Here is a 12709-nt window from a genome sequence, read left to right as displayed (position 1 = left end):
GAGACAAAATAACTAGCCTAGACCTAAGCGGATGGCTTCGCGGGTAGCCTCTGCGCGATTGGTGACTTGCAGTTTTTGGTAGATGATCTTCACGTACCCAGCCACGGTTTGGGGGCTCAGCTTCATCTCGCCAGCCGCTTCGGCCACAGTTAGACCGCGGGAAAGCAGAGTGAGAGTCTCTTGCTCACGGGCTGTTAACGGAGTCTTTTTTGTTTCCGTGGCTTCAGGTATTTCCAATGACGAAGAGGAAGTCAAAGCCATGGTGTTAAAGTGGGCCAGCATCTTACGGGCAATAGATGGGGACAACGGCGGTTCATCTTTTTGGATGCGTTTTAGAATTTCCACAAAGTGAGCCGGTGATTCAAATTTTAAAATATATCCACTGGCACCAGCAGCTAGGGCTTCAAAGACATGTTGGTCATCGTCATAAATGGTGACGACCACACTGCGTGTATCGGGCTCATTCGTTTTTAGATAGCGAATCAGTTCGACTCCGGAACCATCGGGCAATCCAAGGTCAATTAGGCCAAGGCGTAATGGCTGCTGGGCCTTCATCTCTGGCGTACGTTGTTTTAACCACTCGATAGCTGCTGTGATATTGGAACGGACAATAACTCTAAGTTCAGGGAAGGCCTCAGTCATTGACTGAGTAAGAAAGTTGCAGACTTGAGGTTGGTCCTCGACGATTAAGCAAATATTCTGAAAAGAGTTAGAAGTGGGTAATATCGACATAGCAACTCAACCAAAAAGTATTGACTTAACTCCGAAAGATCAAGGACAAAAACAACATGAATAAATTAAAAAATAGCCTCAATACTCCGAATGTGCGTCTTTTAGGGGCGTTGGTCTTTATGTTGAGCTGTACGGCTGCTGTGATTGGGATGGCGTTAGCCCAACCTCGTACGGGGATTGCCTTTGATGTCGGTGGAGTCTTGCGCTCAGCAGAGGGGCAAACCTTTGAAATCGAAGCCTTGGACATGACACCAGAGCCGGGGGAAATTGCGGTGGATGCTGACTTAGATCGATTTTATCAGCGTCAGGGGGCATTGGAGTCACTTTTGTCATCAGAAGGGACTGTCTATGAGCAAGATGGGTTTGAACAGTCAGTAACAAAAGTCCCATTTGCTGTGTCGGATTTGATGGCCATTTTTTGGATACAAATCGCGGTAGGAGTAGGCGCTTTCGCTATTTCCGTTTGGGTATGGGCCCTGCGTCCGCGGGATCTGGCCACATCGCTCTTTGCTTTGAGTGGCGTTTCGACATTGCTCTTTACATTTTCGGCAGCACTTTACACAACACGTGAGCTCGCTTTACCTGTTGGGCTTTTCAAAACTCTGGCTGCTATGAACTGTTTTGGAGCCTCACTTTTTGGTATTTGTGTAGTCGGATTATTCCTTGTTTATCCGGTTCGTTTGAAGTTCTGGCGCCCGATTTTAATTACTCAAGCGGTCGTCTTTATGGCATGGACGGGACTAGCTATAGCACGTATTACTCCTGCAAATTATGCTGTTAATTTTATCACGATGATTGAAATGCTGGGAATCTTGTTGGCGATCATCGCACAGTATTTTGCAACGTCACGTTTGCCACAGGCCCGTGCGGCGCTGATTTGGCTTGGCTTAGCCGTGCTTGTCGGTGCCGGAGCGTTTATTTTGTTAAATGCAGTGCCTTTAGTTTTTGATAGCGAAGTTGCCATTGAGCAAGGCTACGCTTTTCTATTTTTCTTAGTGATCTATATTGGCTTAGCGGCAGGACTGCGACGCTACAGACTTTTTGAAGTGGGGCAGTGGGCTTACCGCATTTTATTCTATGCTGTTGGCGCGTTAGTCTTAATTGCGTTGGATGTCTTTTTAGTGAGTTCATTAGATGTCAGCCGTGTGCCAGCATTGAGTGTGTCTTTACTTGTTTTGACTTTGGTGTACTTACCTTTGCGTGATTATATTTGGCAGTTTGTAGGAAGACGTCAAAAAGTGAAAACTCAAGATCTTTTAGCAGAAGCGATGCACGTGGCCTTAGCCTCTTCATCGTCAGGTAGATCTGAAAGATGGCAAGGTCTACTTAAGAAATTATTTGATCCCTTGAAAATTGAAGCGTCGTTAGAAGAGGTGAACGAAGTACAAATAGTCGAGGATGGTTTACAATTGCTGATCCCATCTGTAGCGAATACACCCTGCTTGCGTATTTCTTATCCTTGGGCGGGGAAGGCTTTGTTTGATGTGGAGTCGTCCCAACTGGCGGCTCAGGTTTTAATTTTAGTGAAGCAGGCTGAAACTAATCGTGAGGCCTATGATCGTGGAGTGATTGAAGAAAGACGTCGTATGGCTCGTGATCTTCACGATGATGTGGGTGCGCGCCTGATGACAGGGATCACATTGGCTGATGATAAGCTCCGTCCCAACTTGCAGGCCGCATTAGAAGATATTCGCAGTATTGTCAGCGGAATTTCGGAAGAGAATGTGGTTTTGCAGAACCTCTTGGCGGAAGTTCGTCATGAAACAGCTCGCCGAGTTGAATCTGCTGGAATAACTTTGCATTGGCCCGTGTCTTCGGCGCAGAGCTTCGATCCACAACTGAGCTATCGTCAGCACAAGGCCATTCGCTCGGCACTACGGGAAGTCGTATCGAATGTGATTCGCCATGCGCGTGCGAATCAACTTAAGGTTTCTGTTGAGGTCGGTGAAAATAAAATGAATATCGTGGTTGAAGATGATGGGTGTGGAATTCCTGAGTCTATTTTGTCTGCTGGTGCCGCCGGAAATGGCTTAAAGAATCTGCAATATCGTCTGCGCGATATTCAAGGATCTATTCAGATTGTACGTTTAACACAGGGTACACGGATTGATTTAGTAGTGCCTTACGGCTTGCAATAGACAGGTGATTCGGCTGTAATGGCGTGACGATATTGGGGATAGAATAATGAAAAGACAACAACGTATTTCTGTTAGAACATTGATTTGCTTATTTCTTGTGGCGGGCTTTTTAGGTTGCGCCACACCGCTTAAGACATCTGAAATTCAAAGTAAAATAGAACCGGGGAGCAGCCGCGCCGATACATTGGTGACATTGGGAATTCCTGATAGTCGTCAAACATTAGCAGAAGGCCGTGAAGTTTTCTTTTACTTCGACACGGGTGTGTATTTCGTCGCGGATAAATTGGTTCATGTCTACAATGTTAAAACTCAAAATACGTCAGATCTTTTAGAGTTAGAAAAACAGATGCAGGAAAAATGGAATGAAATTCCTGATGTTAGAAATAAGTTGGTTTTTACTGCGGTTAAAGGACCAGTAAATGCCTATCGTGCGTTTTATTATTTGAATGATGAAGTGAACTTTCGTGAGGCCATTCGTCATCGTGTAGAGCCAGAGGGATACTCTTCTGATCTGAATGCTTTTTGTTTGGCGGTGCGCGGTGGTTTTATGGAAGCGATTCCTGAGCTTCTGGAAATCAAAGTCAGAACTGATATGTTAATTCGTGACCATCGTGCGGGACGTGATCTTCTGCGAGTTGAAGAGTGTGTTCAATTCCAAGAAGATAAAGCTAAAGCAGAAAAAATTAAGCAGATGATGCAGGCGCAGGTAGAAAAGATAAAACAACAGAAAGCCGCGGCAACTGCGAATCCAAATGCAGCACAAGAACCTGAAGCTGAATCGAAAAGTGTAGTAGATTGGGACGCTATCAAAGATTGGTTAAAGCCACAAGTTCCTCAGCAAGCACCTCAAGCTCCACAAAATAACGATCAATCAAAGTAAGTGGTCTAGCTAGCCTTATTTGTTCAAAGTGTACTGCCGATAAAGACGTGGTCAAAAAAGGAGTACACTATGTGGCAAGCACAAGTATGGGTTAAATGGAACGAAAAGACACCTCAACCAGAAAATTGGAATTGGCAGCAAGAATGGCCTGAGGTCACGTCAGCGTGGTCTGTAATGGGTGACTGGGATATGCTGTTGACGATTAAAGCGAATACACCTCAAGAGGTGGAATCATTTATTTGGAATAAGCTTCGTAAAAAAGAGTGGGTGTCTAATACACACACGACGTGGGCGAATCAAGTATGGCACAATCCAGACTGGCAGTGGAAAAAAGCAGGTTAGTCAGCCATCTTAAATTTAAAAAATCAAAAGCGAATTCTTTAAAAGAGGATTCGCTTTTTTTATTTTGACGAAGCATTAGTAATTAATTCGCTTCAGATATTACTCTTTGAGCTTGCTGACTAGTTTGTTGGGAAATACATGAAGTGACTTGTTGCTGATTGTAGAGTCTGTCGTGGAATCCAAACATGATTATTCTGGCATTCATAGTCTTGAGCATAGTCCTGACATGAGCCTTCAGAGTTTCTAACAAGATATTCACAGCGGGTTTTCTCTTTATTGAAACGTCGTCCTACAATAGAAGAAAGATGCGTCCCATTTTTTTTTGTATTCACAGGAGCCACAGATGTTAAGACTTCTGGGGAATAAGTAATAGCCAACATTTTGTATTGTGATACGGAGTCATCTAATCTTTTGTAAAAATCGAGCGCACTCATTGAAGAGGTTTTCTCTTCGATATCTAATTGTAAATTCATTTGGCTGAACTGATGACGAAACTGAGGACTGCAGTGCGGCTGTGCCGCTATTTTTTGTAGAGCTGAAAAGAGTTGAGGATCTTTTACATCCTTCACCAAAGACTGCAAGTTGGTTTGATGCTCGTTCGAGAAAAAACGGCTGAGTCCTTTTGCTGTGATATCTGTGTCAACTGAGGCTGGTTGCCGCTCAGCTTTAGTCATTGCAGGAGGATCTTGGTTTGTTAAGTGCGAGGCAAAGTTTTGCTCAAGACAGACGCCGCGGGATTTTAAATCATTCAGGGCCATTGTCAGCCGTCCGCCTCCAAGAGGAAAGGCACGTGCGGGTGAATGAGCTGAGGCTGTTTGATATCGCTTCCAGTGCTCTGTAAAGTGAGAGTTCAAGTGATGAAGGGCTATATCCGTCGAAGACACGGTGGCTTTAAATTTATATGAAAGTAAATCACTAAGGACCATCGCGTAGCACCAACCAGAGGCCCCTTGTTCCCTTTGTACAGGCAAAGGGCGATCAGGTCCCACACTGCTTTCCCGTAAGTCATAGGGCTCACAGTTTTCACTCGTGGCCCATGAAGTGGAAGGAGTGAAGAAAAGGGCGAACATGATGGTTAATAAGATTCCAAAGAACAGGGACTCCATAGAGCTTATTCGAGAGGCTATTTGACTGGCTCTTTGAGTTGTTTTCAATGTAGATTGCCGACTGAATCCCATTCTATTTTTTCGGAGTCTCAGAGCACGATCTAAAGCTGTCTAAAGCTTTGACAACTGTCAGAATCATTACAGCAGATATTCTTTGGCTTTTTTGTTAGATTCGTCTCGGTATGAAACATTTTAATATAAAAATCGTGATGCTTTCTATTTTCTTCACGACGATGGTATCAGCAAATTCAGCTTGGGCAGATGAAGTTCCAGCCCCAGAGGCCGGCACACTGACTTTGTCAGCAGTGGGCGATATTATGATGGGCACCACTTATCCTGATAATTGGCTACCTGCAGATCAAGGTCGTTCGTTCTTTGCTCAAGCCGCACGATACATTAAAGCATCTGATGTTCGCTTTGGAAATTTCGAAGGAACTTTTTTTGAAGGACCGCCTCAGTCCGATGGAAAAGCTCCGGGACCTAATCGCTATCTTTTTAAAACACCTGTCGATTATGTCGAAAGATTGGTTGAGGCCGATTTCAACGTGATGAGTTTGGCTAATAACCATGCCCATGATTTCGGAAGTGCAGGGCTTCAATCAACAAAGGATGTTTTAAAGTTAGCCGGAATTCAATATTCATCAAAGCAAGGCGAAGTCGCGCAGTTTGATGTGCGCGGAGCGCGCGTCGCTTTGATCGCGGTGGATTATCGTACAGGTCCACGCAGTATATTAAATGCTGGACCGATTTTAAACGAAATCACTGAGTTAAAAAAACGCTACGATGTTGTTATGGTTTCAGCCCATGTGGGAGCCGAAGGCCGTGGCGCTGAACGTGTCTCTGACGAGAATGAAATTTTCTTAGGTGAAAACAGAGGGAACTCAGTGCGTTTTGCTCGTCAAGCTATTGATGCCGGAGCCGATGTTTTGATCATGCATGGTCCCCATGTGCCACGTGGTATTGAGGTTTATCGTGAGCGTGTGGTGTTGTACAGTTTAGGAAACTTTGCAACGGCTCGCGGAGTGAGTGTATCAGGAATAGCAGCACTGGCTCCTTTAGTACGTGTGCAGGTAGCGACGGATGGTCGCTTTTTAAAAGGCCAAGTCTTTTCCTTTATTCAGGTACGAGATCAAGGAACATTACTAGATCCGCAAAAGCGCGCCTTAAAGATGATTGAAGAATTATCGCAAAAAGATTTCGCGGGTTCTGCCCCACGCTTTAGTGAAACAGGCGGCTTTGTACGCTGATGAGTGTTTTAGGCCTACGTGGTTATTTAACACTAGGGTTCCAGTTTGATTTTGATCTGATAATCCGTTGCAGATGACGAAATGATCCCGTAGCTGGGGTCGCGCACCACTAAGCTGTAGCGGCCTTCGGAAAGATTTCCGTGCCGCTGATAGTTTTTGCTTTGATTGCTTTCAAACTGAGGGAAGTGATTGAATTTGTTTTTACTTTTGAAGTGAGCCAACTGATCTTCACGCATTAAAAATACATCCAGTTCATTTCCTTTTTGTACTTGCACCGAAACACTCAAAGTTCCTTCATAAGGTAAAGAAAACGTGTACCACTGAACAGCATTGGCCTTGATTCGATCCGTTGTGTTTTTAATTTCGATGGGATCAGGTAAGCCCTTTTTGCTTTGGCGATCAATAACGTATGCGGATGTTAACCAGACCGCTATAGCAAATAATAGAGCTCCAGAAAGACTTAATAAAATCCATTTGGTTTTTTGCTCTGACATCGAATTCTCCGTTAGTTCTTTTATAAGCTTCTCTTATAAACTATAGAGTCATCATTTGTTTTTGCAAAGAGAACTTTTGCCTCAAAGCACGTTTTAGCCACGCATTTTTCAGAGCTAAAGGGATTAGTTTGGTCGCTATGATGGCACCTCACTTGCTGAATATATACTCATGTGGACTCATGAGGTTTTGTGCCTCAAAAAAGGGGTAAGAACATGGATATTATAAATGAAAGAGACAGCTTAAGAGGGAATAGGACAGAGACCAGAGGCGATACGAAAATACAGTCGTCTTTCACAAAAACGGAATCTGAATCGGTTTTTGCGATGTTTATTTCTCGTAGCGATGCTGAAAATGCTATTGATTCATTAAGAAAAAATGATTTTGCAGATGAGGATATTTCGCTTTTGTCTCCAAATAAAAATGGCTCACGTGATTTCGTCTATCAGCAGAATACAAGTATTACGACAGGTATGATGATTGGGGCTATCTCTGGCTTCTTTTTGCTGGGACTTGTGGGATTGTACCTTGGTGCCAGTCAGCCAGAAGAACTGGGAATGACCTCTTGGATTGTTTCAACTGTGTTGGCTTCGTTGGTAGGTCTGCTATTAGGTGCGGCCTGTGGCGCCCTAGTCGGTATAGGGACACCTCCGTCAGCAGGTCGTCGTTATGGGTTCTACTTGCGTGAAGGTGGCTCTATTGTAAAAGTGCGCGTACGCAATGAAGAAGATCGTCTGTTGGCCCTCAGATTAATGGAACGTTTTAAAGGCCAAGACATTACAATTTTAAAAGACTCAGTCGTCTGGTCGACGATTTTACCAGAAAAGCGCCGACCAGCCTTGACTCACTAACTTGATTCTTTAACTCTTAACTTCGTCGTGAACTATTTCATGACGAAGTTGTAAATTCCAAAGCTGAGCATAGAGATTCTTTTTCTGAAGGAGTTCCTCGTGAGAGCCTTCTTCAGAAATTTTACCTGCGGATAAAACATAGATTTTATCCGCGTGGGTCACTGTTGACAGACGATGGGCAATAATTATCGTTGTGCGATTCTGCGATATCTTGTTTAAGGATTTTTGAATAACAGCTTCCGTTTCATTATCTACAGCGGACGTGGCCTCATCCAAAATCAATATCTTTGGATTCTTCAAAATAACTCGAGCAATAGAAATACGTTGTCTTTGACCGCCAGAGAGTTTCTGTCCACGCTCTCCGATAAGGGTATCGAGCCCTTGTGGAAGTTTGTTAATAAACTCATCGGCGTAAGCCTGCCTAGCGGCCTCAAGTACCTCTTCGCGTGTCGCCTGTGGATTTCCATAAGCTATGTTTTCGTAGATAGTTCCATGGAATAGAAATACGTCCTGACTGACAAGACCAATATTTTCGCGCAGCTCTTGCGTGTTTAATGCCGTGATGTCGTGGTCACCAATAAGAATTTTTCCGCCTGTAGGTTGATAGAATCTTAGAAGCAATTTTGTTATCGTGCTTTTGCCAGAGCCAGTTGGTCCCACAATCGCAATGGTATTACCAGCAGGGACTTGAATTTGCACGTGATGCAAAATCGGCAGGCCATTGCTATATGCAAACGAGATATCGTCAAAGCGAATGTCAGTTTTCTGAGGGAAGCCTGTACGACTTTGTGGTTTTTCAATACCGATAGGAATACTCAGAAGATTAAGAACGCGATCGGCAGATGCCATGGCACGCTCGAAAAGATCCACAGTTTCAGCAAGGCTTGTTAATGGCCACAGAAGCCTTTGTGTTAAGAAGACAAGGACGCCATAGGAGCCCACGCTGAGTTCTCCGCGAAGAGCCATAAGTCCACCAATAACAAAAGTAGCTAGGAAGCCCGCCAGTACAGCCATGCGAATTAAAGGATTAAAAGCGGAAGAAATCTGAATGGCATTGCGATTTGAAGTCAGATAGTCCTGACTGTCTTTAGAGACAGCTTTTTCTTCACGGGCCTCTGAGGCAAAACTGCGTATAGTGGCAATACCACTGATATTGTTGGCAAGGCGTGCTCCAATCAGACCAGCGCGTTCGCGAACCTCAGCATAAAGAGGGGCTGCGCGTTTCTGAAAGTAAAAAGCTCCCCACAAAATAACGGGTACAGGTAAGAAAGCAAATAGGGCAATGTTAGGAGCTAGTGCAAAGAACACGGCTCCTACTAAAAGGACGGCGGTCATGACCTGTATCAAGCTGTTCATCCCACTGTTAAGAAAGCGTTCCAGTTGATTGATGTCATCGTTAATAATAGAAACTAAACCGCCAGTGCTACGATCTTCAAAATAAGACATGTCGAGTTTTTGTAAGTGGCTGTAAGCATCGACACGTAATTCGTGCTGCATGGATTGAGCAAGGCCTCTCCATTTAAGTAGATGCAAGTATTCAAATAGGGATTCAAAGGCCCAAATAGCCAAGGTTAGTAAAGATAAAACAATCAACTGATGCTGAACGGATTCGATTCCAAAGCGCGCCAGAAAGGATTTTTCTTGATTGGCGACCATGTCGATGGCGATACCAATTAAAATCTCGGGTGCGACATCGAAAGTTTTATTTAGGAATGAAAATAAACCACCCAAATAAAAATCTTGACGATGACGTTTGCTATAAGAAAAAAGACGACGAAATGAATAAAGTGAACCCTGAGGTGTAGATGTTGCCATAGCCAGAGTTTTTAGCTCAAGCTTAGAGGCTTGTCACTAACGGGCTTTTTCAGTCAGGAGCCAATCGCATTTATGCAATATAGTCGTGCGTACATTATCCAAATGTCGGCGTAATTCTGTGCGCGATGTCTGCAGGATAAGATTATAAAGCTCAGCAGCTTTCTGTAGCTCAATTAAGCGAGGTTTTTCAGCACCACGTGACAGAGGGAAATCTGGGGCTTGTAGGTGGTGCACAATAGCCTCACGAACGGCAGTAGTCCAATCGATTTCTGTTTGTGTAAGAAAGATCGAAGGGATAAAGGTCGGAGACTTTTCTTTCTCCAAAGTCTTTTGTTCTGCCTGCTTAAGATCAAATGCTAATTTGCGAATCTGTTGTAAGACAGTTTCAAGTTCTGAGTCATATTTTTTACCAAATAAAAGAAAAACAGTTTTCTTCCATGTTTGGCAAAAATCTTCAAATTCGATCTGCTGATCTTTTTCGTGCAGTGGGGGATTCGTAATATAGTGAAGAGTCTTTGTTAAGATATCGACAGAGAGCACTACGCTTTCTTCTTGCGCTGTTTGGCAGTTGTGAATCATCTGTTCGTGTGACCAATTGGCGACATTAAGTAATGACTGTGAATTAACAGTGGCTGTACGAAATGTCAGATCAAAGCTTTCATAAATTGAACGTTCCATAGGGCGATCTAGAAAATTATCAAAATAACTTTTGGCACGTTCACTTTTGGCTAACGAAAAAAAGTCATGTAAATGGATAGCGAAAATTTCGAAAGAGTTATTCCAGAGATTTTCGTTCTTGCATGTTTTATAGAGCTGGTAGGCCTTTGCTTGATTCGGTTCAGCCTCATCCAACAAGTGGTTGATTTTTTTCTCAAGAATCTGCGGAAAGAATTTCCAAGTCTCTTGTTGCATGCCTTTAGCATAGCACACGTACTGGAAATTCAGAGTTTTTTGTTTTTAGTTTTTTGTCAAAAAAATTGACGTTTTATTGTGAATTCGCACAGTACTTTTGAATTTGGTTTTCAGTGGCAGACGAGATGCGATTCTTAGCTCCAAATGCATTTGTCCAAATCTGTTGAGCTTCCGCGGGAACCTCAGACATATTATAAACGGGGCGTACCGTGCGCAGTGGAGTGCGCTCCATAAATAAAGGCAAATAAGAAACCCCACGGATTTTCAGTTTAGATTGGGGAGCGCCTGTTAAATGAAGCTGCACCATGATGGATGTTTTGCGCGGAACTTCGGCCTGATTGCTGACGAAGTTACCTGTAGAGTAAACGATAAGACCTTCGCGTCCACTCGCCGTTGTGACTTTTTCCCAAGGTTGTACAACGTGTGGATGAGTCGCTAGAACAGCGGTAGCCCCAGACTCAATCAATTGGCGGCCCAATTGTGTCTGTTGATTGTTATGGCGTAGTTGATACTCGTCACCCCAATGAGGTGTCACGATAACGGCGTGAATTTGTGGATTGCGAGACAGCTTTTCTACAAGTCCAAGGAGTTCACCCTGTTTTTGAAAGCAGGGCATAACTTGACCATGGCGATCTGGAACTCCATTCGTTGAAAAAGTACAAGCCACCCATGCGATGTTACGGCCTTTACTTTGTGTGATGGTGTACCATTGGTGATCTGGATTTTGTGTTTCTTCACGCGTGCGCGTTCCTGCATAAAGAAGGTTATTCGCCTTTAAGGCTTCGATAGTTTTATCTGCACCTAAAGAGCCGCGATCTAACGAGTGATTATTAGAGGTCGACACAATATCAAATCCTGATTTTTTAAGATCTGTGATCAAAAGAGGATGATAGTTGAATAGAGGATAACCACTGTAGACGTTTTTATCGAAGCGGTGGCCAACATCGCCGACCTGTCTTCCGTTCGCTGTTAGTCCCAGAGCGGTAGGACCTTCTAAGTTAGCGTAGGCAATGTCTGCTTTTTTAATATAGGGAAGTACACCTGACCAAAGACTTTCAAAACGAGAAGAATGAGTTGTAGCTTGTATCTGAAGGGGAGCGTGCAAAAGGATGTCCCCAACGGCAATAATTTCGATATTATCACCTTGTGAACAGGCTTCTGAAAAGTTCAGATTACGGCTGGTTTGAGCGTGAGCTTGAAACGCCATTAACGATGAGATCGTAAAAATAGTCGTCGAAAGGGCCGCAGAAAGATAAGACCATTTTGCACGCTTCAACATAAAACCTCTCTTTAAAAGGATAGCATCAATAAAGATGCAGGTCTTATTCCAGTAACAGATATCATATAGTCGCTTTAGGATGTCAAAAGACAGAACATGGTACAAAAAGGGTCTTTAAAAGGGGTTAGCCTGTGTTCAGTTCAGGGTCTCATTTTAAGACGAAGTGATCCGACTGAAATAAAAACACCGACTCTGAGGCCGGTGTTTTTGCAGTTTGAATAAATTGTCGAGCTGAATTATTGAACTGAATTACTGAGCTACGCAAGTCGCCACGTGAATCACTTCGTTGAAACGAACGATTTGATAAGCACGGCAAGTTTCGCTACGAGCAGAACAGTCAAATTTGACAGCAGCATCTTTGCTTTCAGTGTAAGCCATTACGCGGTTACCATCGCACCAGCTTAAAATGCTCACTTGGATATCGTCGAAATCAGCAGCTAAAGCAGAAGTTGAGAAAGCAGAAACAGTCATAGCTAAAATCAAAGCGAATTTTTTCATTGGGTTCTCCTTAAAAGTGTTGGTCGTTTGTAAAAGAAAACGGCACTTTCTGTCAAGACGGCGGCTTAAAAAAGGAACAAGACCTCTTTTTTTGTAAGCTTTACCTGAAATTGTGTCTAAAGTTTTTATCTGTTATGATCAAAAACATGAAGTTATTTGGACTCAAGATATTTATTCTGCTGGCTACTATTCTGCTCAGTTCCTGTAATATATCGCTACCTACAAATGAAAATCAGAAGAATAACTATGTTTGTCAGACATCTCCTAACTCCTTTGCTAGCTGCTGTGTTGGCCGTGGCGGCGCCTTGTCGTGTTCTCCGCCATTTGGCGCTCACTACTTCCGCAGCAGTGATGGAGCCTTGATCTGCGGTGATGGCTCAGTTTCTACAGTCTGTTATCGTTAAATTCACACTAAGT

13 protein-coding genes are annotated in these 12709 nt (G+C 43.6%); 6 read left to right on the top strand and 7 right to left on the bottom strand.

The features are described 5' to 3' along the window. Window positions 1-12: 12 nt before the first annotated feature. Complete coding sequence (locus A11Q_RS07970) at window positions 13-732, bottom strand: response regulator (RefSeq protein ID WP_015470294.1); 720 nt, start codon at window positions 730-732, stop codon at window positions 13-15. 56 nt (window positions 733-788) lie between these two features. On the opposite strand from A11Q_RS07970, the gene A11Q_RS07965 reads away from it, so the two are divergent. The 3 genes from A11Q_RS07965 to A11Q_RS07955 all read left to right on the top strand — a co-directional run bounded on the left by A11Q_RS07965 (window position 789) and on the right by A11Q_RS07955 (window position 4092). After that, window positions 789-2870: a sensor histidine kinase gene (locus tag A11Q_RS07965; protein WP_015470293.1), complete on the top strand. Its 2082-nt coding sequence runs from the start codon at window positions 789-791 to the stop codon at window positions 2868-2870. Window positions 2871-2916: 46 nt separating this feature from the next. After that, window positions 2917-3750, top strand: coding sequence for a hypothetical protein (locus tag A11Q_RS07960; RefSeq protein WP_015470292.1), 834 nt, complete (start codon window positions 2917-2919; stop codon window positions 3748-3750). A 69-nt stretch (window positions 3751-3819) separates the two neighbouring features. After that, window positions 3820-4092 carry an Lrp/AsnC ligand binding domain-containing protein gene (locus tag A11Q_RS07955; RefSeq protein WP_015470291.1) on the top strand — a complete coding sequence of 91 codons (273 nt, stop codon included), beginning with the start codon at window positions 3820-3822 and terminating at the stop codon, window positions 4090-4092. Window positions 4093-4211: 119 nt separating this feature from the next. Here A11Q_RS07955 and A11Q_RS07950 read toward each other — a convergent pair whose 3' ends face one another. Next, complete coding sequence (locus tag A11Q_RS07950; RefSeq protein WP_015470290.1) at window positions 4212-5198, bottom strand: hypothetical protein; 987 nt, start codon at window positions 5196-5198, stop codon at window positions 4212-4214. Between the two features lie 182 nt (window positions 5199-5380). Between A11Q_RS07950 and A11Q_RS07945 the strand changes: the two genes are divergently transcribed. Further along, entirely contained in the window at window positions 5381-6445 is a 1065-nt protein-coding gene (locus A11Q_RS07945; protein ID WP_015470289.1) for a CapA family protein, read from the top strand. Window positions 6446-6477: 32 nt separating this feature from the next. Here the strand turns inward: A11Q_RS07945 and A11Q_RS07940 are convergent, their stop codons facing one another. Beyond that, complete coding sequence (locus A11Q_RS07940) at window positions 6478-6939, bottom strand: hypothetical protein (protein ID WP_015470288.1); 462 nt, start codon at window positions 6937-6939, stop codon at window positions 6478-6480. Window positions 6940-7152: 213 nt separating this feature from the next. On the opposite strand from A11Q_RS07940, the gene A11Q_RS07935 reads away from it, so the two are divergent. After that, the gene (locus A11Q_RS07935; protein ID WP_015470287.1) at window positions 7153-7788 is read left to right on the top strand and encodes a hypothetical protein; all 636 of its coding nucleotides are present in this window, start codon (window positions 7153-7155) and stop codon (window positions 7786-7788) included. A gap of 9 nt (window positions 7789-7797) precedes the next feature. On the opposite strand, the gene A11Q_RS07930 is transcribed toward A11Q_RS07935, so the two are convergent. The 4 genes from A11Q_RS07930 to A11Q_RS07915 form a co-directional block, all read right to left on the bottom strand. Further along, window positions 7798-9603 (bottom strand): ABC transporter ATP-binding protein, encoded by a 1806-nt coding sequence (locus A11Q_RS07930; protein ID WP_015470286.1) that lies wholly within the window; start codon window positions 9601-9603, stop codon window positions 7798-7800. Window positions 9604-9639: 36 nt separating this feature from the next. Beyond that, window positions 9640-10515 carry a hypothetical protein gene (locus tag A11Q_RS07925; RefSeq protein WP_015470285.1) on the bottom strand — a complete coding sequence of 292 codons (876 nt, stop codon included), beginning with the start codon at window positions 10513-10515 and terminating at the stop codon, window positions 9640-9642. A 73-nt stretch (window positions 10516-10588) separates the two neighbouring features. Then, a complete protein-coding gene (locus A11Q_RS07920) occupies window positions 10589-11794 on the bottom strand; it encodes a CapA family protein (protein WP_015470284.1) in 1206 nt (401 codons plus the stop codon). 249 nt (window positions 11795-12043) lie between these two features. Next, window positions 12044-12292 carry a hypothetical protein gene (locus tag A11Q_RS07915; protein WP_015470283.1) on the bottom strand — a complete coding sequence of 83 codons (249 nt, stop codon included), beginning with the start codon at window positions 12290-12292 and terminating at the stop codon, window positions 12044-12046. 146 nt (window positions 12293-12438) lie between these two features. Here A11Q_RS07915 and A11Q_RS13785 point away from each other — a divergent pair, with 146 nt between their 5' ends. Beyond that, window positions 12439-12696, top strand: coding sequence for a hypothetical protein (locus tag A11Q_RS13785; protein ID WP_148284972.1), 258 nt, complete (start codon window positions 12439-12441; stop codon window positions 12694-12696). The last annotated feature ends 13 nt before the right edge of the window (window positions 12697-12709 follow it).

Origin of the sequence: Pseudobdellovibrio exovorus JSS, assembly GCF_000348725.1 — a bacterium.
Classification (GTDB): Bacteria; Bdellovibrionota; Bdellovibrionia; order Bdellovibrionales; family Bdellovibrionaceae; genus Pseudobdellovibrio; species Pseudobdellovibrio exovorus.
Note: the sequence above shows the minus strand (reverse complement) of the source record. Positions and strands in the feature narration are given on the sequence as shown.